This is a genomic window from Streptomyces sp. NPDC001922 (assembly GCF_042891165.1).
In the GTDB taxonomy this organism is placed as follows: domain Bacteria; phylum Actinomycetota; class Actinomycetes; order Streptomycetales; family Streptomycetaceae; genus Streptomyces.
Map to the genome: position 1 here is coordinate 1 of NZ_JBIASV010000012.1, position 20752 is coordinate 20752.

The 20752-nt window shown below is 71.4% G+C and carries 14 protein-coding genes, 1 tRNA gene and 1 rRNA gene; 13 read left to right on the forward strand and 3 right to left on the reverse strand.

Annotated features, from left to right (window positions below):
* The 3 genes from rrf to ACFYYR_RS22580 all read left to right on the forward strand — a co-directional run.
* A 5S ribosomal RNA gene (gene rrf / locus ACFYYR_RS22570) occupies positions 1–84 on the forward strand; the annotation flags it as partial.
* Between the two features lie 106 nt (positions 85–190).
* Positions 191–889 carry a DegT/DnrJ/EryC1/StrS family aminotransferase gene (locus tag ACFYYR_RS22575; protein WP_388856335.1) on the forward strand — a complete coding sequence of 233 codons (699 nt, stop codon included), beginning with the start codon at positions 191–193 and terminating at the stop codon, positions 887–889.
* 126 nt (positions 890–1015) lie between these two features.
* Positions 1016–1091 (forward strand) — tRNA-Thr (locus tag ACFYYR_RS22580).
* A 96-nt stretch (positions 1092–1187) separates the two neighbouring features.
* Here ACFYYR_RS22580 and ACFYYR_RS22585 read toward each other — a convergent pair.
* Positions 1188–3815, reverse strand: a complete 2628-nt coding sequence (locus tag ACFYYR_RS22585) for a SpoIIE family protein phosphatase (RefSeq protein ID WP_388856933.1) — start codon at positions 3813–3815, stop codon at positions 1188–1190.
* A gap of 435 nt (positions 3816–4250) precedes the next feature.
* Here ACFYYR_RS22585 and ACFYYR_RS22590 point away from each other — a divergent pair, with 435 nt between their 5' ends.
* The 10 genes from ACFYYR_RS22590 to ACFYYR_RS22635 all read left to right on the forward strand — a co-directional run bounded on the left by ACFYYR_RS22590 (position 4251) and on the right by ACFYYR_RS22635 (position 18969).
* Positions 4251–9764 (forward strand): HAMP domain-containing protein, encoded by a 5514-nt coding sequence (locus ACFYYR_RS22590; protein WP_388856339.1) that lies wholly within the window; start codon positions 4251–4253, stop codon positions 9762–9764.
* Positions 9765–10001: 237 nt separating this feature from the next.
* Positions 10002–10679 (forward strand): response regulator, encoded by a 678-nt coding sequence (locus tag ACFYYR_RS22595; RefSeq protein WP_351504889.1) that lies wholly within the window; start codon positions 10002–10004, stop codon positions 10677–10679.
* Between the two features lie 138 nt (positions 10680–10817).
* The gene (locus tag ACFYYR_RS22600) at positions 10818–13598 is read left to right on the forward strand and encodes a DNA translocase FtsK (RefSeq protein WP_388856342.1); all 2781 of its coding nucleotides are present in this window, start codon (positions 10818–10820) and stop codon (positions 13596–13598) included.
* A 189-nt stretch (positions 13599–13787) separates the two neighbouring features.
* Entirely contained in the window at positions 13788–14606 is an 819-nt protein-coding gene (locus ACFYYR_RS22605) for a helix-turn-helix domain-containing protein (RefSeq protein WP_388856936.1), read from the forward strand.
* 72 nt (positions 14607–14678) lie between these two features.
* Positions 14679–16154, forward strand: a complete 1476-nt coding sequence (gene rimO / locus ACFYYR_RS22610) for a 30S ribosomal protein S12 methylthiotransferase RimO (RefSeq protein WP_388856345.1) — start codon at positions 14679–14681, stop codon at positions 16152–16154.
* Positions 16151–16825, forward strand: a complete 675-nt coding sequence (gene pgsA, locus ACFYYR_RS22615; RefSeq protein WP_388856348.1) for a CDP-diacylglycerol--glycerol-3-phosphate 3-phosphatidyltransferase — start codon at positions 16151–16153, stop codon at positions 16823–16825. The genes rimO and pgsA overlap by 4 nt, the downstream gene beginning before the upstream one ends.
* On the forward strand, positions 16822–17337 hold the full coding sequence (locus ACFYYR_RS22620) for a CinA family protein (protein WP_388856351.1): 516 nt from the start codon (positions 16822–16824) through the stop codon (positions 17335–17337). The genes pgsA and ACFYYR_RS22620 overlap by 4 nt, the downstream gene beginning before the upstream one ends.
* Positions 17338–17446: 109 nt before the next feature.
* Positions 17447–17827: a helix-turn-helix transcriptional regulator gene (locus ACFYYR_RS22625; protein ID WP_351504898.1), complete on the forward strand. Its 381-nt coding sequence runs from the start codon at positions 17447–17449 to the stop codon at positions 17825–17827.
* Between the two features lie 203 nt (positions 17828–18030).
* A complete protein-coding gene (locus ACFYYR_RS22630; protein ID WP_388856354.1) occupies positions 18031–18501 on the forward strand; it encodes a Dps family protein in 471 nt (156 codons plus the stop codon).
* 96 nt (positions 18502–18597) lie between these two features.
* Positions 18598–18969, forward strand: coding sequence for a hypothetical protein (locus tag ACFYYR_RS22635; RefSeq protein ID WP_388856357.1), 372 nt, complete (start codon positions 18598–18600; stop codon positions 18967–18969).
* On the opposite strand, the gene ACFYYR_RS22640 is transcribed toward ACFYYR_RS22635, so the two are convergent.
* Complete coding sequence (locus tag ACFYYR_RS22640) at positions 18917–19693, reverse strand: SDR family NAD(P)-dependent oxidoreductase (protein ID WP_388856360.1); 777 nt, start codon at positions 19691–19693, stop codon at positions 18917–18919. The two genes, ACFYYR_RS22635 and ACFYYR_RS22640, sit on opposite strands and share 53 nt — an antisense overlap.
* 155 nt (positions 19694–19848) lie before the next feature.
* Complete coding sequence (locus ACFYYR_RS22645; RefSeq protein ID WP_388856363.1) at positions 19849–20652, reverse strand: DNA-formamidopyrimidine glycosylase family protein; 804 nt, start codon at positions 20650–20652, stop codon at positions 19849–19851.
* Positions 20653–20752: the final 100 nt, after the last annotated feature.

The following is a 20752-nucleotide window of genomic DNA, read 5'->3' on the forward strand; positions in this document are numbered from 1 at the left end:
TACATTCCGAACCCGGAAGCTAAGCCTTTCAGCGCCGATGGTACTGCAGGGGGGACCCTGTGGGAGAGTAGGACGCCGCCGAACAATCATTGAGAGAAAGCCCTGTCGGGAACTTCGGTTCCTGACAGGGCTTTCTCGCGTTGTGGTGCCCGCCACTTGGTGTTCACATTGCCCGGGCACGATCCGAGGCATGGAACTGGGACACCCTGCAGACGCGGTACAGCGAGCATTGACGAGTGCGGGCGTGCGCGGCATGGAGGTGATCGTGCCGTCGTACGGACCCGTCGAGGTGGCGGACGCCGTATGCCAGGCCGGCGGTGTGCCGGTGTTCGTCGACATAGACGCGGACACCTTCTGCGTCGACCCGGCGGCGGTCGAGGCCGCGGTGACCTCCAGGACGGCGGCCGTCGTGCCGGTCCACCAGTTCGGCCACCGGGCCGACATGGCACGCATCGGCCGCATTGCCGAAGACCGGGGCCTGGTCGTCGCCGAACACCTGGACCAGGAGAGCTCCTCGGCCGAGATCTCGGTACGGCAGGCCAACGCCGCGTACCTCACCCGCCGGCTCACGGACGTCGTCACCCCGAGCATCGCCCCGGACGCCGGCCACACCTTCGTCCAGTACGTGGTGCGGGTGCCCGGCAACGGGCGGCCCGACCGGGACGCCTTCGCCCGGACGCTGAAGGCCCGGGGCGTGCGCTGCCGGGTCCCGGTGCAGACCCCCGTGCACCGGCTGCCGCTCTTCCGCCGTGATGTGTGGCTGCCGGAGACCGAGCGGGCCGCCGACGAGTGCCTGGCCCTGCCGGTGGACGCGGGCATGACGCGCCGTGAGCTGCACCGGGTGGCTTCCGCCTGCAACGCGCTCGGCGGACTGCTGCAGCCCGCCTGAGCCTGCGCACAGGCCGATCAGGCTGTCGGCGGACGCGAATCCGCGCTGTCGGGCGAACCGTGTCGAGCGGCTCCGGGTGTGGTCAGGAGCGCAGCTGTGTTCGGGTAGTATTGAGCTCGTCGCTGCGCCCCAATAGCTCAGTCGGCAGAGCGTCTCCATGGTAAGGAGAAGGTCTACGGTTCGATTCCGTATTGGGGCTCCATGAAGAAGGCCCCCGCCGGTTGGCGGGGGCCTTTCTCGTTCACTGATGTGCCGAGGGCCGGGCTCCTCGGCGTCGTGCTGCCGGGAGCCCGTCCGCTCAGTCGGTCTGCAACTCGGGCACGCGCATGGCCAGGATGGCCATGTCGTCCGAGGCGGGCTCCGCGGCGAAGCGCTCGACGGCCCGCAGGATGCGTGCGGCCACGGCCCCGGCCGTCAGCCCGGTGCACGTCGTCAGGACCTCGACCAGGCCGTCGTCACCGAGCATGCGGGTGCCCTCGCGGCGCTCGGTCACCCCGTCCGTGACGCAGAGCAGGACGTCGCCGGGGTCGAGGGTGACGGTCTGCTCGTACAGCTCCAGATCGTCCATCACACCGAGCAACGGCTGGGGCTCCGCGGCCGGTTCGACGCTGCCGTCCTGCCGGAGCCGCAGCGGCAGCGGATGTCCGGCGCACACGACCTTGAGCACCGCGCTGCCGTCGTGCTGCGGCCACAACTCCCCGTAGAGCAGGGTCAGGAAGCGGCTGCGGGCGCCCTCGTCGAGGATGGCCGCGTTCAGCCGCTCCAGCACGGCCGGGCCGCCGAACCCCTCACGGGCGAGCAGCCGCAGGGCGTGCCGGGCCAGGCCGGTCACCGCGGCGGCCTCCGGGCCGGTGCCGCAGACGTCGCCGATGGCGAAGCCGTACGCGCCGTCACGGATCGGGAAGAGGTCGTAGAAGTCTCCGCCGACCTCGTTGCCCTCGCCCGCCGCGCGGTAGATGACCTCCACCTCGACGCCCGGGACCTCGGGCTGCTCCGGCGGCAGCAGGCTGCGCTGCAACGACTGGCTGATGGCGGTGCGTTCCGAGTACAGCCGGGCGTTGTCCAGGGCGAGTGCCGCCCGGCGGGAGAGGTCCTCGGCGAGCTCCAGGATCTCCTGGCGGAAGTGCTCCTCGGAGGGCTTTCCGAGGGTGAGCATGCCGATGACGCGGTTGCGGGCGACCAGCGGCAGGACGACGGTCTCGCCGCCGACGGCCGAGGCCGTGGCGAGCGAGGGCCCGGGGCCCGCCGCCGAGTGGTCGCCGAGCCCGAGGTTCCGCAGTGAGGAACGCAGCGCCGCCGAGTGGGCGGCGTCGCTGGGCGCGGTCCAGACGCGGGCGCCGGGCGTCGGCACCGGGTCCGGCGGCGGGACCTTGCCCAGCAGCGTCTTGAGGCCGTCGATCCGGTCCTCGTCCTCGTGCAGCACGTAGGAGAGTTCGGGCTCGGTGGACTGGTCGGCGACGGTGTAGACCGCGCACCAGGTGGCCAGTGTCGGCACCGTCATCTGTGCCATCAGGGCGAGCGTCTGGTCGCGGTCGAGCGTGCCCGCGAGCAGGTCGGAGGCCTCGACGAGGAAGGAGAGCGAACCGCGGCGCAGCCGTTCGAGCTCGGTGAGCCGGGCCCGTTCGACGGCCAGCGCGATGCGGTCGGCGGCGAACTGCAGGCGCAGGGCTTCCTCGTTGGTGTAGCGGCCGGGCGCCTCGGCGGCCACGCCCAGCGAACCCGTCAGCCTGCCCTCGACCTTGAGGGGAACCGTCACCACGGACCGCATGCCGGTGCCGCCGAGGAGCGGCACGGCGCCGGGCACCACGGTGAGGTCCTCGTGGACCGCGGGCATGCGCGCGGAGCCGTAGCGGCCGGTGCCCGCCTCGACGGGGACCCGGGCGAAGCGCTGACGGGCCGACGGCAGTCCGGTGGAGGCGCGGACCTCCAGCTCGGTCTCGTCGTCGGTGGCCAGCAGCAGATACGCGGAGTCGCCGTCGAGCATGTCGCGCGCCCGCTCGACCGTGCGCTGGAGCAGGCCGTCGAGGTCGTCCGGGGCGGGGGAGCCGATGAAGACCTCGAAGGGGTCCGTGGCCGGACCGCGGCCGTCGGCGGAGGAGGCGGAGCTGTCCCGGGAGGCCGGTGCCCGCAGGGTGGCCTGCAGGACGGCGCGCTCGTGGTCGCGGACCAGCAGGCACACCGTGGACGGCTCGCCCGCGGCGTCCCGCACCCGCAGGTGGGAGGCGTAGACGGGGACGACACGGCCGTCCACGTCCCGGATGCCGTAGGAGCCCTCCCAGCGGGAGAGCTGCAGCGCCTCGGCGATGCCGGTGCCGGTGCCGGGGGTGTGCGGCCAGGCGGCGAAGTCGGTGAGGGGCTTGCCGACGACCTGTTCGGGGACGAAGCCGAAGAGGTCCTGGGCGTCGTCGCTCCAGGAGCTCACGGCCCCGGCCCGGTCGATCTGGATCACCGCGACCCGGACCCGGGAGTCGGCGACGGGCAGGGCGTCGGTGGGCAGGGCCGGGCCGGCGGAGCGGGTCCCGGCGAGCCGCTCGGAGAGGTCGAGCTGGAACCAGACCTGCTTGTGGGTGGGGGTGTACTCCACACCCCAGCAGGTGGCCAGCGCGCCGCAGAGCAGCAGGCCGCGGCCGCCCTCCCGGTCCGGATGGGCGATGTGACTGCGGCTGTTCTGGAGCGGGAGTTCCCGCTCGGGGTACCGGTCGGCGACCTCGATCCGTACGCCCTGGTCGGTGCGGAGGCAGAGAACGTCGGCCGCGGTGCCGGCGTGCACCACCGCGTTCGTCACCAGCTCGCTGGTGAGGACGACGGCGTCGTCCACGATGTCCGAGAGGCCCCAGCCCTGGACCGTGTCCCGGACGAAGGCCCGGGCGACGGCGACCGAGCGGCCGACCGGCTCGAAGGTGGCCGCGGCCCGGGCGGTGATCACTGGCCTCCTCGGGGGTGCCCCGGTGTCCTCCTCGGGGGCGGCCGCGCCGTCGAAGGAGCCGGGGAGCACGACTGCGCCCTCTCCGTCCGGCGAGTGGTCCATCTCACTGTCTGCGATGCTCTGCCGGACCAAGCCCTCGCCCCGCTCCTTCATCCCCGCTCCCTGTGGGCCGGACGGACCCCGTCGCGGCACCCCGCCGATGCCAAGTCGTTTCGCTGCACACTCCACCCGGCGTCGGGTGGATGGACAGCCGGATGCCAGGTTACTTACCTTCGCGGTCCGTGCGGATGCCGGTCGCGAGTGTTTCCGTCCGGCGAGTGCGGTAGGCGTTGTGCGATGCTGCCGAACTGTTATGGCCTGGTAGGGCCAGGGTGAAACACTGGGCACGCTTGAACAGAACCTGGCTAGGACGGTCGACCCTGCGGGAGGGACACGGTGGAGTCTGGCGCAGCGGCGCGGGGCGCAAGCACGCGCGCGAAAGGCGGACGGTCCCGTAGTAGCGGGACGACCGAAGTGGATACGGCCGCGCTGAACAGATTGCTCACCGCACTGGTCGCCATGCGGGACGGAAATTTCCGCAAGCGGTTGACGGTGTCGGGCGAGGGCCTGATGTCCGAGGTCGCCGCGGTGTTCAACGAAGTTGCGGACCGCAATCTCCACCTCACGGGTGAGCTCGCCCGGGTGCGGAGGGTGGTCGGCCGTGAGGGCAAGCTCACCGAGCGGCTCGAGACCGGCGCCTGCGAGGGCTCGTGGGCGGCGGCGATCGACGCGTCCAACGCGCTGGTGGACGACCTCGCCCGGCCGGTGTCCGAGGTCGGCCGGGTGCTGTCCGCGGTCTCCGAGGGAGATCTCGAACAGCGGATGGATCTGCGGGCGCTGGGTTCGGACGGGACGGCGCACCCGCTGCGCGGCGAGTTCCTGAAGGTCGGCCGGACCGTCAACGGGCTGGTGGACCAGCTGTCCGCGTTCACCGACGAAGTGACGCGCGTGGCCAGCGAGGTGGGCACCGAGGGCAAGCTCGGCGGCCAGGCCAAGGTGCGCGGCATGTCGGGCTCCTGGAAGGACCTCACCGACTCCGTCAACACGATGGCGTACCGGCTGACCGCGCAGGTGCGGGACATCGCGCTGGTGACCACGGCGGTCGCCAAGGGCGACCTGTCGCGGAAGGTCACGGTCCATGTGGCCGGAGAGATGCTGGAGTTGAAGAACACCGTCAACACGATGGTGGATCAACTCTCCTCGTTCTCCTCGGAGGTGACGCGCGTCGCCCGCGAGGTGGGCACCGAGGGCGAGCTCGGTGGCCAGGCGCAGGTGCCGGGCGTGGCCGGTGTGTGGAAGGACCTCACCGACTCCGTCAACCTGATGGCGGGCAATCTGACCGCGCAGGTGCGGGGGATCGCCCAGGTGACGACGGCGGTGGCCAACGGCGATCTGTCGCAGAAGGTCACCGTGAGCGCACGGGGCGAGGTCGCCCAGCTCGCCGAGACGATCAACACCATGACGGAGACGCTGCGGACCTTCGCCGACGAGGTCACGCGGGTCGCCAGCGAGGTGGGGGCCGAGGGCCAGCTCGGCGGTCAGGCGCAGGTGCCGGGTGCCGCGGGCACGTGGAAGGACCTCACCGATTCGGTGAACACGGCCTTCCGGAACGTGACCACGCAGGTGCGGGACATCGCGCAGGTCACGACGTCGGTGGCGAACGGCGATCTCTCCCAGAAGGTCACCGTCGACGTGGCCGGCGAGATGCTCGAGCTGAAGAACACCGTCAACACGATGGTCGACCAGCTGTCGTCCTTCGGCGCCGAAGTGACGCGCGTTGCGCGTGAGGTCGGTGTGGAGGGTGAGCTCGGCGGCCAGGCGCAGGTGCCGGGTGCCGCGGGTACCTGGAAGGACCTCACCGACTCGGTGAACACCGCCTTCCGGAACCTCACCGGGCAGGTGCGGAACATCGCCCAGGTGACGACGGCGGTGGCCAACGGCGACCTGTCGCAGAAGGTCACCGTGGACGTGTCCGGTGAGATGCTCCAGCTGAAGGCCACCGTGAACACGATGGTGGACCAGCTGTCCCTGTTCGCCGACCAGGTGACCCGGATGGCGCGTGACGTGGGCACCGAGGGCCGGCTGGGCGGTCAGGCCCAGGTCGACGGGGTCTCCGGGACGTGGAAGGACCTCACCGACTCCGTCAACTTCATGGCGGGCAACCTCACCTCTCAGGTGCGGCAGATCGCCCAGGTGACGACGGCGGTGGCGCGGGGCGACCTCTCCCAGAAGATCGAGGTCGACGCCCGGGGCGAGATCCTGGAGTTGAAGAACACCATCAACACGATGGTGGACCAGCTCTCCGCCTTCGCGGAGCAGGTGACCCGGGTGGCCCGCGAGGTGGGCACGGACGGGCGGCTCGGCGGCCAGGCGCAGGTGCCCGGCGTGGCCGGTGTGTGGCGGGACCTCACGGACTCCGTGAACGGCATGGCCGGCAACCTCACCGCTCAGGTCCGCAACATCGCCCAGGTCGCCACGGCGGTGGCCCGCGGTGACCTGTCCCAGAAGATCGACGTGGACGCCCGGGGCGAGATCCTGGAGCTGAAGAACACCCTCAACACGATGGTGGACCAGCTCTCCTCGTTCGCGGACCAGGTGACGCGGGTGGCGCGCGAAGTGGGCACCGAGGGCATCCTCGGCGGCCAGGCCGAGGTGCAGGGGGTCTCCGGCACCTGGAAGGACCTCACCCAGTCCGTCAACTTCATGGCGAACAACCTGACCTCGCAGGTGCGCAACATCGCGGAGGTCACCACGGCGGTCGCCAAGGGCGACCTGTCGAAGAAGATCACGGTCGACGCCAAGGGCGAGATCCTCGAACTGGTCACCACGGTGAACACGATGGTGGACCAGCTGTCGTCGTTCGCCGAGCAGGTGACCCGGGTGGCCCGTGAGGTGGGCACCGAGGGCCAGCTGGGCGGTCAGGCCCGGGTGCCCGGTGTCACCGGCATCTGGAAGGACCTCAGCGGCAACGTCAACCTGATGGCGAACAACCTCACCATTCAGGTGCGGAACATCTCCCAGGTGGCGACGGCGGTGGCCAACGGCGATCTGACCAAGAAGGTGACGGTCGAGGCGCGCGGCGAGGTCGCGCAGCTCGCCGACACCGTCAACACCATGGTGACCACGCTGTCGTCCTTCGCCGACGAGGTGACGCGGGTGGCGCGTGAGGTGGGCACCGAGGGCATCCTCGGCGGCCAGGCCCGGGTGCCCGGCGTCTCCGGCACGTGGAAGGACCTCACCGAGTCCGTGAACTCGATGGCGTCCAATCTGACCGGACAGGTCCGCAACATCGCGATGGTCACCACCGCCATCGCGAAGGGCGATCTCACCAAGAAGATCGACATCGACGCCCGGGGGGAGATCCTCGAGCTCAAGACGACGATCAACACCATGGTGGACCAGCTGTCCTCGTTCGCCGAGCAGGTCACCCGGGTGGCCCGTGAGGTGGGTACGGAGGGCCAGCTGGGCGGTCAGGCCCGGGTGCGCGATGTCGACGGCACCTGGCAGGACCTCACCGAATCGGTGAACGAGATGGCGGGCAACCTGACCCGCCAGGTGCGGGCGATCGCCGCCGTCGCCGCCGCGGTGACCCGGGGCGACCTCAACCTGAAGATCGACGTGGACGCGGCCGGCGAGATCCTGGAGCTCCAGGACAACATCAACACGATGATCGCCACCCTCCGCGAGACCACGCTCGCCAACAAGGAGCAGGACTGGCTCAAGGGCAACCTGGCCCGGATCTCCGGTCTGATGCAGGGCCGCCGCGACCTCAAGGACGTGGCCGGGCTGATCATGAGCGAGCTGACGCCGGTGGTCTCCGCCCAGCACGGCGCGTTCTTCCTGGCCACCCCGACCGGGGACGGCACCGAGGTCGGAGCGCCGGCCGAGGACGGTTCGTACGAGCTGCGCATGATCGGCAGCTACGGCTACTCCATGGGCACCATGCCGACGTCCTTCCGGCCCGGGGAGACGCTCATCGGCACGGCCGCCGAGGAGAAGCGGACCATCCTGGTGGAGAACGTGCCGCCGGGCTATCTGAAGATCGCCTCCGGGCTGGGCGAGGCACCGCCGGCCCATGTGATCGTGCTGCCGGTGCTCTTCGAGGGCCAGGTCCTGGGCGTGATCGAGCTGGCGTCGTTCCAGCCCTTCGCGCAGATCCAGAAGGACTTCCTCAGCCAGATCGCGGAAATGATCGCGACCAGCGTCAACACCATCAGTGTCAACACCAAGACCGAGGTGCTGCTGAAGCAGTCGCAGGAGCTGACCGAGCAGCTGCGGGAGCGGTCGGCGGAGCTGGAGAACCGGCAGAAGGCCCTCCAGTCGTCCAACGCCGAACTGGAGGAGAAGGCCGAGCTGCTGGCCCAGCAGAACCGCGACATCGAGGTGAAGAACACCGAGATCGAGGAGGCCCGGCAGGTGCTGGAGGAGCGCGCCGAGCAACTGGCGGTCTCCATGCGCTACAAGTCCGAGTTCCTGGCCAACATGTCGCACGAGCTGCGCACTCCGCTCAACTCGCTGCTCATCCTGGCCAAGCTGCTCGCGGACAACGCCGACTCCAACCTCTCGCCGAAGCAGGTGGAGTTCGCCGAGACGATCCACGGGGCGGGTTCGGACCTGCTCCAGCTGATCAACGACATCCTCGACCTGTCGAAGGTCGAGGCGGGCAAGATGGACGTCAGCCCGACCCGGATCGCGCTGGTGCAGCTGGTGGACTACGTGGAGGCCACGTTCCGCCCGCTCACCGCCGAGAAGGGCCTGGACTTCGCCGTACGGGTCTCCCCGGAGCTTCCGGCCACCCTGCACACCGACGAGCAGCGGCTGCTCCAGGTGCTGCGCAACCTGCTGTCGAACGCGGTGAAGTTCACCGACGGCGGGGCCGTGGAACTGGTCATCCGGCCCGCCGGGGCGGATGTGCCCAACGCCATCCGCGAGCAGCTGCTGGAGCACGGCTCGCTGCGCGACCCGGACGCCGACATGATCGCCTTCTCGGTGACCGACACCGGCATCGGCATCGCGGCCAGCAAGATGCGGGTCATCTTCGAGGCGTTCAAGCAGGCCGACGGCACCACCAGCCGGAAGTACGGCGGCACCGGCCTCGGGCTGTCCATCAGCCGGGAGATCGCCCGGCTGCTGGGCGGTGAGATCCACGCGGCCAGTGAGCCCGGCCGGGGCTCCACCTTCACGCTCTACCTGCCGCTCAACCCCAGCGAACTGCCCCCGCAGGGCTACCCGCAGCTCGCCCCCGCCGGGCCCACCGGCGCCGGGGCGCTCGCGGCACCCGCCGGGGACCCGCTGCTCGGGGCCGCGGCCGCCGAGCTGGAGCCGCCGCGGGAGATCCATCCGCCGGCGGAGGCGCAGCCGGTCCCGCGGCGCGGCGCCGGCGGGCTCGCCCGGCTGCGCCGGCGGGCCGCGGCCCCGGAGCCGCAGCGGCCTGCTGCCCGGGAGCTTCCGGAGCCCGCGGCGGCACCGGAGGAGACCTGGAACGGCCAGGGCGAGGACGCCGTGGCGGTGGCCTTCGAGGGCGGCTTCCACGGCGAGAAGGTGCTCATCGTGGACGACGACATCCGCAATGTGTTCGCGCTGACCAGCGTGCTGGAACAGCACGGACTGTCGGTGCTGTACGCGGAGAACGGGCGCGAGGGCATCGAAGTCCTGGAGCAGCACGACGATGTGGCGGTCGTTCTGATGGACATCATGATGCCGGAGATGGACGGCTATGCGACGACGGCGGCGATCCGCCGGATGCCGCAGTTCGCCGGGCTGCCGATCGTCGCCCTCACCGCGAAGGCGATGAAGGGGGACCGGGAGAAGAGTATCGAGTCGGGCGCGTCCGACTATGTCACCAAGCCGGTCGACACGGACCACCTGCTCACGGTCATGTACCAGTGGATGCGGCCCGCCGCTGACTGAGTGTTGCCGAACACGTGTGGGAACGCGGTATTCGGGGAACCTTCTGGTCTCCCACCGCGTTTCTGCTACGTGCACAGTGACATCGCGGTGACAGGGTGTGGCGACAGGCGGGGTGCGGCTACCATGACCGGCACAAGGACGGGCGACGCAAGGGAGTCGTCCGCTGGGGCGGCGCCCGGTGCTTCCCCGAGTCCTGCGGACAGGGGAGGCCCCATGCCGGGGCGAGGAGGACGGGCCATGGTGCAGAAGGCCAAGATCCTCCTGGTCGATGACCGGCCGGAGAATCTGCTGGCGCTGGAGGCGATCCTCTCCGCGCTCGATCAGACGCTGGTGCGGGCATCGTCAGGGGAGGAAGCGCTCAAGGCGCTGCTGACGGACGATTTCGCGGTCATCCTGCTGGATGTCCAGATGCCGGGCATGGACGGCTTCGAGACCGCGGCGCACATCAAACGCCGTGAGCGGACACGGGACATCCCGATCATCTTTCTCACGGCCATCAACCACGGTCCCCACCACACCTTCCGCGGTTACGCGGCGGGCGCGGTGGACTACATCTCCAAGCCGTTCGACCCGTGGGTGCTGCGGGCGAAGGTCTCGGTCTTCGTCGAGCTGTACATGAAGAACTGTCAGCTCCGTGAGCAGGCTTCGCTGCTGCGGCTGCAGTTGGAGGGCAGCCAGCCGGCGCCCGGGGACAGCAAGGAGCCCGCCGGGCTGCTGGCCGAGCTCTCGGCGCGGCTCGCCGCGGTCGAGGAGCAGGCCGAGGCGCTGTCCAAGCAGCTGGACGAGTCCGCGGACGCGGCCGCAGTCGCGACCGCGGCACATCTGGAGCGCAAACTCACCGGGCTGCGCCGGGCGCTGGACGCGCTGGAGCCCGGCACGGGAGAAGGCGCGTCGGCGCTGCCGTCGCAGAACTGACGCTGCCCGCGGGGAACCGAACCGCACGTCATCCGCGTGTTGACCCATCGTCAACACGCGGATGGCCGGGAGCGACACGAACGGGTTAACCCGTGGGCACACGTGTCCCACGGGTTGGTCCCCGGTAACCTCGTCACCATGGCCTCACGTACGTCCGGCAAGGGTTCCCAGGGCGCGGCGGGCACTTCGAAGCCGCGCGCCGGGCGTACCGCGAGTGCCCCCCGGAAGACGGCTGCCAAGAAGGCCCCCGTCAAGAAGGCCGCGGCACCCGCGAAGCGGCCACCGGTGAAGAAGGTTCCCGCCAAGAAGGCCGCGGCCCGCAGGCCCGCACCCCGGGCGACGTCCCCGACCAACGGCGTCTACCGGCTCGCCCGCGCGGTGTGGCTCGGACTCGCGCACACGGTCGGAGCGCTGTTCCGCGGAGTGGGGCGCGGGGCCCGGGGCCTCGATCCCGCCCACCGCAAGGACGGCTTGGCGCTCCTGCTGCTGGGGCTGGCGCTGGTCGTCGCGGCGGGCACCTGGTCCCGGCTCCGCGGCCCGGTCGGCGACCTGGTGGAGATGCTGGTCACCGGGGCGTTCGGCCGGCTCGATCTGCTGGTGCCGATACTGCTGGGCGTCATCGCCGTACGGCTCATCCGGCACCCCGAGAAGCCGGAGGCGAACGGACGGATCGTCATCGGGCTGTCCGCGCTGGTCGTCGGCGTGCTCGGACAGGTGCACATGGCGTGCGGATCGCCCGGGCGGGGCGAGGGCGCCGAGGCCATCCAGGACGCGGGCGGCCTCATCGGCTGGGGCGCGTCCAAGCCGCTGATCTTCACGGTCGGCGAGGTGCTCGCCGTACCGCTGCTGGTCCTCGTCACCGTCTTCGGCCTGCTGGTGGTGACGGCCACCCCGGTCAACGCCATTCCCCGCCGGATGCGGCAGCTCGGCGCGCGGCTCGGCCTCGTGGACGAGGACACGGCCGGCGGATATGCGGACGAGGAGTACGCCGACGAGTGGCGGGAGGCTCCCGCCCGGCGTCCGCGGCGCGCGGCGGCCCGTCCCGACGACGCCGACGGCGGCCCGGACGGGGCGGAGGGCGAGGAGCTCACCCGTCGGCGCCGGGCCCGCAGGCCGTCGGTGCGGCCCACCGGGGACGGGCCGATGGACGCCGTGGACGTCGCGGCGGCCGCGGCCGCCGCGCTGGACGGGGCCGTGATGCACGGCGTGCAGCCCTCCCCGGTCGTCGCCGACCTCAGCCATTCGGTCTCCACGGACCAGTCCACCGAGGTGCCGGCGGCGGCCCGCGGCACGGGGGCGGGTGCCGCCGAGGAGCCGCGCGCCGCCGCGCCGAAGAAGAAGCAGACGGCCGAGGCGTCCGGCGGCGTGCCGGACCTGACCAAGGCCGCCCCCGAGGGCACCCGTTCGCTGCCGGCCCGCGCCGAACAGCTCCAGCTCGCCGGGGACGTCACCTACGCCCTCCCGTCGCTCGACCTCCTCGAGCGCGGCGGGCCCGGCAAGACCCGCAGCGCGGCGAACGACGCGGTGGTGGCCTCGCTGTCGAACGTCTTCTCGGAGTTCAAGGTGGACGCCGCGGTCACCGGCTTCACCCGCGGCCCCACCGTCACCCGGTACGAGATCGAACTCGGCCCGGCCGTCAAGGTCGAGCGGATCACCGCGCTGACCAAGAACATCGCCTACGCCGTCGCCAGCCCGGACGTCCGGATCATCAGCCCCATCCCGGGCAAGTCCGCGGTGGGTATCGAGATCCCGAACACCGACCGCGAGATGGTGAACCTCGGCGACGTCCTGCGGCTGGCGGACGCCGCGGGGGATGAGCACCCGATGCTCGTCGCGCTCGGCAAGGACGTCGAGGGCGGCTATGTGATGGCCAACCTGGCGACCATGCCGCACGTCCTGGTCGCGGGTGCCACCGGCTCCGGCAAGTCGTCCTGCATCAACTGCCTGATCACCTCGGTCATGGTCCGGGCGACCCCGGACGACGTCCGGATGGTCCTGGTCGACCCCAAGCGCGTCGAGCTGACCGCCTACGAGGGTATCCCGCACCTGATCACCCCCATCATCACCAACCCCAAGCGGGCCGCCGAGGCCCTCCAGTGGGTGGTGCGCGAGATGGACCTGCGCTACGACGACCTCGCCGCCTACGGCTTCCGGCACATCGACGACTTCAACGCGGCGGTGCGCAGCGGCAAGGCGAAGGCGCCGGAGGGCAGCGAGCGCGAGCTCGCGCCGTACCCGTATCTGCTGGTGATCGTGGACGAGCTGGCCGACCTGATGATGGTGGCGCCGCGCGACGTCGAGGACGCGATCGTGCGGATCACCCAGCTGGCGCGGGCCGCCGGCATCCACCTGGTGCTCGCGACCCAGCGGCCCAGCGTCGACGTGGTCACCGGCCTGATCAAGGCGAACGTCCCCTCGCGGCTGGCGTTCGCCACCTCCTCGCTCGCCGACAGCCGGGTCATCCTCGACCAGCCGGGCGCGGAGAAGCTGATCGGCAAGGGTGACGGGCTGTTCCTGCCGATGGGCGCGAGCAAGCCGGTGCGGATGCAGGGCGCCTTCGTGACCGAGGACGAGGTCACCGCCGTCGTCGAGCACTGCAAGGCCCAGATGGCCCCGGTCTTCCGGGACGACGTCACGGTGGGCACCGGGAAGAAGAAGGAGATCGACGAGGAGATCGGCGACGATCTGGACCTGCTCTGCCAGGCGGCGGAGCTCGTCGTCTCGACCCAGTTCGGCTCGACCTCGATGCTCCAGCGAAAGCTGCGTGTGGGCTTCGCGAAAGCGGGCAGGCTGATGGATCTGATGGAGTCGCGCGGGGTCGTCGGACCGAGCGAGGGCTCCAAGGCCCGCGACGTACTGATCAAACCGGATGAACTGGACGGAGTGCTCGCCGTGATCCGCGGTGAGACTCCTCCGTAAGCGGGAACGAAGCAACTGTCCCGCTGCCCAAGACGTCATGTCGGAGGGGGAGGCCGAGCGGGTGGAGGCACCCGGACGGGGTGGCCATTCCGATGGCGTACAAACTCCGTCCTCCCGGTTGCCCCACCCTTTCGTACCACCCCTAGACTGAACATCCAGCAGGTGGCTACACGCTCGAAAGGCGCCCTCGTGTCCATCGGCAACTCCCCCGAAGAAGACCGGCCTTCCGTCGAGGACGACCGGCCCTCGCTCGGGCGTGCGCTCCAGCAGGCCCGTACCGACGCCGGACTGTCCGTCGAGGACGTCAGTTCCACCACACGGGTGCGCATCCCGATCGTGCACGCGATCGAACAGGACGACTTCACCCGCTGCGGTGGCGACGTCTACGCCCGCGGGCACATCCGGGCCCTCGCCCGCGCGGTCCGCCTCGACCCCGACGCCCTCGTGGCGCGGTACGACGACGAGCACGGCGGACGTCCCGAGCCGACCCCGGCGGCCCCGCTGTTCGAGGCCGAACGGATCCGTCCGGAACCCCGCCGCCCCAACTGGACCGCCGCGATGGTCGCCGCGATCGTCGTGGTCGTCGCGTTCGTCGGCTTCACCATGTTCAGCGGCGGCGACAAGGCCGGCGGCAAGTCGGTGGCGGGCAAGACCTCCTCGGCGAAGCCCAGCAGCGAGCCCAGCCGCAAGAAGTCGTCCGCGCCCGAGCCGGAGCCGTCCGACAGCGCCATCGCGGCCGTCCCGGCCGACAAGGTGACGGTCAAGCTCACCGCGGAGAACGGCTCCAGCTGGATCTCGGCCAAGGACCACAGCGGGCGGCTGCTGCACGAGGGCGTGCTCAAGGAAGGTGCCTCCAAGACCTTCACGGACAAGCAGCGCATCGATCTGGTGCTGGGCAATGCCGGTGCCGTCAAGCTCTTCGTCAACGGCAAGCAGATCGATGACCGGGGCGAGGAAGGCCAGGTCCAGCGGCTGAGCTACACCAAGGGGGACCCGCAGGCGGGCTGAGTCCGGCCCGCCCGGTCCGGCGTGGCAACCCTGGCAGCGGAGGGCGCTCCCGGGACAAAGTAGGCTGAGCTCATGCCCGAACGCCGTACCGTCGCTCTCGTCACCCTTGGCTGCGCCCGTAACGAGGTGGATTCCGAGGAGCTCGCAGGCCGTCTGGCGGCGGACGGGTGGGAACTCGTCCAGGAAGCCGCCGAGGCGGACGTCGCCGTCGTCAACACCTGTGGCTTCGTCGAGGCCGCCAAGAAGGACTCCGTCGACGCCCTGCTCGAAGCCAATGACCTCAAGGACCATGGCCGCACCCAGGCCGTGGTCGCCGTCGGCTGCATGGCCGAGCGCTACGGCAAGGATCTGGCGGAGGCGCTGCCCGAGGCCGACGGCGTGCTCGGCTTCGACGACTACACCGACATCTCGGACCGTCTGCAGACGATCCTCTCCGGGGGCGTGCACGCCTCCCACACGCCGCGCGACCGGCGCAAGCTGCTGCCCATCAGCCCCGCCGAGCGCCAGGACGCCACCGTGGCGCTGCCCGGCCACGGCGACATCGCCCCCGCCCCGGAGGACCTTCCGGAAGGGCTCGCACCCGCCTCCGGGCCGCGGGCGCCGCTGCGCCGCCGGCTCGACACCAGCCCCGTCGCCTCGGTGAAGCTGGCGTCCGGCTGCGACCGCCGCTGCTCGTTCTGCGCCATCCCGGCGTTCCGCGGCTCCTTCATCTCCCGCCGCCCGTCCGATGTGCTGAACGAGACCCGGTGGCTGGCGGCGGAGGGCGTCAAGGAGGTCATGCTGGTCTCCGAGAACAACACCTCGTACGGCAAGGACCTGGGCGACATCCGCCTGCTGGAGTCCCTGCTGCCCGAGCTGGCGGAGGTCGACGGGATCGAGCGGATCCGGGTCAGCTACCTCCAGCCGGCCGAGATGCGGCCCGGTCTGATCGACGTCCTGACGTCGACGCCGAAGGTCGCGCCGTACTTCGACCTGTCCTTCCAGCACTCCGCGCCGGGCGTGCTGCGGGCGATGCGCCGCTTCGGCGACACCGACCGCTTCCTGGGGCTGCTGGAGGAGATCCGGTCCAAGGCGCCGCAGGCCGGTGCCCGCTCGAACTTCATCGTCGGCTTCCCCGGCGAGACCGAGGTCGACCTGGCCGAACTGGAGCGCTTCCTGACCGGGGCCCGGCTGGACGCCATCGGCGTCTTCGGCTACTCCGACGAGGAGGGCACCGAGGCGCTGACCTACGACAACAAGCTCGACGAGGACGTCATCGCCGAGCGGCTGGCCCACATCTCCCGGCTCGCCGAGGAGCTCACCGCGCAGCGCGCCGAGGAGCGCCTCGGGGAGACGGTCGAGGTGCTGGTGGAGACGGTCGACGACGCCGACGGCGCGATCGGGCGGGCGGCGCACCAGGCGCCGGAGACGGACGGCCAGGTCGTCCTCACCGACTCCCGGGGTCTTGCGCCGGGCCGTATCGTCGAAGCAAAGGTGGTGGCGACCGAAGGCGTGGACCTGGTCGCCGAGCCGCTGACCGGGTGTCCTGACGAGGAGGCCGCCGCATGAGCGGAGTCCCCGCGTCCGCAGCGAGCGGTTCCGGCCGCGCGCCGATGCGGGGCGGCTCGGTGGGCGCGCCGGCGGCCCCGCAGGCCGGGCTGTGGAACATCGCGAACATCCTCACCATGGCCCGGCTGCTCCTGGTACCGGGGTTCGTGCTGTTGATGCTGCACAACGGCGGATACGACCCGGCCTGGCGCTCCTTCGCCTGGGCGGCCTTCGCCATCGCCATGATCACCGATCTGTTCGACGGCCATCTGGCCCGGCAGTACAACCTGGTCACGGACTTCGGGAAGATCGCCGACCCGATCGCCGACAAGGCGATCATGGGCGCGGCGCTGATCTGTCTCTCCGCCCTGGACGACCTCCCCTGGTGGGTCACGGGCGTCATCCTGTTCCGGGAGATCGGCATCACGCTGATGCGGTTCTGGGTGATCCGGCACGGCGTCATCCCGGCCAGCCGCGGCGGGAAGCTGAAGACGCTCGCCCAGGGCACCGCGGTGGGGATGTACGTCCTGGCGCTGACCGGACCGCTCGCCACCCTCCGCTTCTGGGTGATGGCCGTGGCGGTGGTGCTGACCGTGGCGACCGGCCTGGACTACATACGGCAGGCCGTGGTGCTGCGCCGGGCGGGCCTGGCCGCGGAACGCGAGCGCACGGCCGCGGGCACGGCGCGATGACCGGTGGCGCGGCCGCCACGGTGCTCGGGCTGCTGGCGGCGCGCGGCGAGTCCCTGGCTGTGGCGGAATCCCTGACCGGAGGCATGATCGCGGCGGAGCTGACCTCCGTCCCCGGGGCCTCGCGGGTCTTCCGGGGCTCGGTGACCGCCTATGCGAGCGAGGTCAAGCGGTCGGTGCTGGGGGTGGACGGCGCCCTGCTGGCCGAACGCGGTGCCGTCGACGCCGAGGTCGCCCGGCAGATGGCGGCAGGCGTGCGGCGGCTGCTGGGCGCAGACTGGGGAGTGTCGACCACCGGGGTCGCCGGTCCGGATCCGCAGGACGGCCAGCCGGTGGGCACGGTGCATGTGGCCGTGGCGGGCCCCGGAGGCACCACGAGCGGTCTGCGGCTGGGACTCGACGGCGACCGGGCGGGTATCCGCTCGGAGAGCGTCCAGGCGGCGCTGGAACGGCTGCTGGGCGAACTGATCGAAAATGAGCGGACACAGGATACGGAACAGAACGGGGGGAGTTGATGTTTGCAGCCCTGAGTGAACACGTCATCGCTCCCCGCACGGCCGCCGCCCGAGGCGGTACGGTGGTGCGAGAAGGATCCGCATCCGAGGCCCGAGGAGGGAGCCAGCGATGATTCTGCTCCGTCGCCTGCTGGGTGACGTGCTGCGTCGGCAGCGCCAGCGCCAGGGGCGGACCCTGCGCGAAGTCTCCTCGTCGGCACGGGTCTCCCTCGGCTACCTCTCGGAGGTGGAGCGGGGGCAGAAAGAGGCTTCCTCCGAACTGCTCTCCGCGATCTGTGACGCGCTGGACGTGCGGATGTCCGAGGTCATGCGCGAGGTGAGCGACGAACTGTCGCTGGCCGAACTGGCGCAGTCCGCCACGGTCGGCGAGACGGTGCCGGCGATGCGCCCGATGCTCAACTCGGTCTCGGTGACCTCCGTGACGGGCGTTCCCGAGGAGCGCGTGACGATCAAGGCCCCCGCGGAGGCCGTCGACGTCGTGGCCGCCTGACGAGCCGCACACCCCTTTCCCTGTCTCTCTGAGCCCCGGCCGGTCCTCCCGGCCGGGGCTCAGTGCGTTGTTTCCGGGTAGGCGCCCTGATGTGCGGGTGCCGCAACCGTGCGGCTCCTGTGGTGAAAGTCCCAGAATGCTCTGTCTCGACCGGGTATGCGATGGTTGAGAGGAACGTCACAGAACACAGTGGGAGGAACGGAATGACTGTCGTCAAGAGCCCGCTCTCCGAACAGGACCTCAAGATCGTCGGCGACGCTCTTCAGGGCGGGCTGGTGGACCTGGTGGACCTCTCGCTGGTCGCCAAGCAGGTGCACTGGAACGTGGTCGGCCCGCGCTTCCGCTCCGTACACCTGCAGCTCGACGAGGTCGTCGTCACCGCCCGGCAGCATGCCGACACCGTGGCCGAGCGCGCCGCGGCGCTGGGCGTCTCCCCGGACGGGCGATCCGACACGGTGGCCAAGAGCAGCGGTATCTCCACGATCGCCGACGGCTGGATCAAGGACGTGGAAGCGGTGCGGACGCTGGTCGCGGCCCTGGGGGCGGTGATCACCCGGATGCGGGAACGCATCGTGTCCACCGAGAGGCCCGACCCGGTGAGCCAGGACATCTTCATCGGGCTGACGGCCGACCTGGAGAAGCACTACTGGATGTTCCAGGCGGAGAACGCCTGACCCGGAACGGGAGCACGGGAGCGGAGCCTTCTCCGCCCCGTGCCCCGTCATGAGGGAGCGATTCCGCCGACGGTGCGTCGGCCGGAGGAGGCAGCGATGCTGGTGCGGGATGTGGAGGGCGGCCGTCCGGCCCGAATAGGCAACCGGGGGGTGACGGCGGCGCGGCCCGGCGGGGCGGAGCGCCGCGGCCCGTGGCGAATATCCGTGGCCCGGGCGATGGGGGCGGCCGCCGCGGTCCTGCTGGGCGCGGTGTGGTGCTGGGCGACGCTGCGCCTGGTGACCCGGCCGGCCGAGGCGGGGCCGGTCGAGATGGCGGTCACCGCGGGGGGCTGGGGATTGAGCCTGCTGCCCGTCCACTGCGTGCCCAAGGCGGCCGCCGGGGCCGGAGGGCCGGTGGCGGGGGCGGTGCGGAAGGTCACCAGGGCATGGCGACACCGCCGTTGGGGCGCAGAATCTGACCTGTCGTGAACGACGAGGCGTCCGAGGCGAGGTACAGCACGCTGTGGGCGACGTCCTCGGGCTCGCCGACCCGGCCCAGGGGTGCCGCTCGGCCCATGGCCTGCTCGGTGCCGTGCTGGGCGCCGGGGGTGCGGCGGGCGGTCATGGGGGTGCGGATCCAGCCGGGGGCGACGGCGTTGACCCGGATGCCGTGGCGGCCGACCTCGGTGGCGAGGGTCCGGGTGAGCTGGACGACGGCGGCCTTGGCGGCGCCGTAGCAGAGCAGGCCGGGAGCGCCGGTGTCGACGGCGCCGGAGGCCATCGTGACGATGCTGCCGCCGGCCCCTCCCGTGATCATGGCCTGGGCCGCCTCCTGGCAGCTGTACAGCACCCCTTTGAAGTTGACGGCCAGTACCCGCTCCAGGTCGGCGTCGTCGGTCTCCAGGACCGGGCTGCTGTGCATGATTCCGGCGACGGCTGCCAGGACGTCGAGCCGCCCGTCCGCCCGGACGGCTGCCGCGACGGTCTCCCGCACCTGCTCGCGGTCGGTCACGTCGAGGGTGTGGGCGTGGGCCGCGCCGCCGTCTGCGGTGATCCGTTCGGTGGTGGTGCGGGCGCCCGGTCCGTCGAGGTCGGCGCAGTGGACGGAGGCGCCGGCCCGGGCGAGGAGGGCCGCGGTGGCGCGGCCGATGCCGCTCGCCGCGCCCGTGACGAGAGCGGTGCGGCCGGTGAGCTCGTACACCCCGATGCCCATGGTGTGACGGTACGAGCAGATCTGACGGTGCGTCAATTGGTGGGGGGGCGTGGTTCCGGCACCGGTGGTTCCCGGCGCGATTCGCGGCCGGCTCCCTGCACCGGTCCTGGCGTCCCGTCCGTCGGCCTGTCGGTGGCCCGGGCCGTCCGGGTGCGTCAGCCGCTCCGCGGGGAAGGCCCGGACTGGCAGGAAGGGCACCAGTAGGTGGTGCGTTCCTGGCCCGCCGGGCCCTGGCCGGCGGTGAGCACGGTGGTGCCGCAGCGCCGGCAGGGCCGGCCCGCCCGGCCGTAGACCCACAGCCGGTGGTCGCGCCGGGGGTCGGCGGTGGTGACCCGGGCGGTGCGGTTCCGGTTGGCCTCCAGCAGGCGCCGGGCCAGGGCGACCAGCCGGTCCGGGGCGCGGGTCTCGCCGACCGGGAGCCACGGGGTGGCGCCCGCCATGAAGCACAGTTCGGACTTGTAGACATTGCCGATGCCGGCCAGATTGCGCTGGTCGAGCAGGGCCTCGCCGAGCGGGCGGGACGGGTCGGCGAGCAGCCGCCGCAGCGCCAGGGTGGCGTCCCAGTCGGGGCCGAGCGGGTCCGGGCCGAGGTGCCCCACCACGCTGTCCTCGTCGGCCGTCCGCAGCAGGTCGAGCACGGGGAGCCGATAGCCGACGGCGGCGTGGTCCGCGGTGGTCAGCACGGCGCGGATCTGGTGGTCGGGGCCGCCCCGCCAGCGTTCGCCGGGGGTGTAGACGTGCCAGGCGCCCTCCATGCGCAGATGGGAGTGGAGGGTCAGCCCGCCCTCGACGCGGGTGAGCAGGTGTTTGCCGCGCGCCACCACCTCGTGCACCTCACGTCCCGACAGATCGGCGGTGGCCAGCCGGGGCACCCGGAGGTCGGAGCGGACGAGACGTGCGCCGGCCAGGGCCTCGTCCAGCCGCCGGGCCGTCCGCCAGACGCTGTCTCCTTCGGGCATGCAGCCATGATGCCGCGCTCGCGGGCCGGCCGGTGGAGCCTCGGTGGGCCACCGGGCGCTGGATGCGCGCGACGGTGGCCGGTCGGCGGCCATCGGCCGA

Bases quoted from the DNA above. Each gene is read 5' to 3' on its own strand.
- ACFYYR_RS22575 (WP_388856335.1), top strand. From the start codon at position 191: ATGGAACTGGGACACCCTGCAGACGCGGTACAGCGAGCATTGACGAGT.
- ACFYYR_RS22595 (WP_351504889.1), top strand. From the start codon at position 10,002: ATGGTGCAGAAGGCCAAGATCCTCCTGGTCGATGACCGGCCGGAGAAT.
- ACFYYR_RS22600 (WP_388856342.1), top strand. From the start codon at position 10,818: ATGGCCTCACGTACGTCCGGCAAGGGTTCCCAGGGCGCGGCGGGCACT.
- rimO (WP_388856345.1), top strand. From the start codon at position 14,679: ATGCCCGAACGCCGTACCGTCGCTCTCGTCACCCTTGGCTGCGCCCGT.
- pgsA (WP_388856348.1), top strand. From the start codon at position 16,151: ATGAGCGGAGTCCCCGCGTCCGCAGCGAGCGGTTCCGGCCGCGCGCCG.
- ACFYYR_RS22620 (WP_388856351.1), top strand. From the start codon at position 16,822: ATGACCGGTGGCGCGGCCGCCACGGTGCTCGGGCTGCTGGCGGCGCGC.
- ACFYYR_RS22625 (WP_351504898.1), top strand. From the start codon at position 17,447: ATGATTCTGCTCCGTCGCCTGCTGGGTGACGTGCTGCGTCGGCAGCGC.
- ACFYYR_RS22630 (WP_388856354.1), top strand. From the start codon at position 18,031: ATGACTGTCGTCAAGAGCCCGCTCTCCGAACAGGACCTCAAGATCGTC.
- ACFYYR_RS22635 (WP_388856357.1), top strand. From the start codon at position 18,598: ATGCTGGTGCGGGATGTGGAGGGCGGCCGTCCGGCCCGAATAGGCAAC.
- ACFYYR_RS22640 (WP_388856360.1), bottom strand. From the start codon at position 19,693: ATGGGCATCGGGGTGTACGAGCTCACCGGCCGCACCGCTCTCGTCACG.
- ACFYYR_RS22645 (WP_388856363.1), bottom strand. From the start codon at position 20,652: ATGCCCGAAGGAGACAGCGTCTGGCGGACGGCCCGGCGGCTGGACGAG.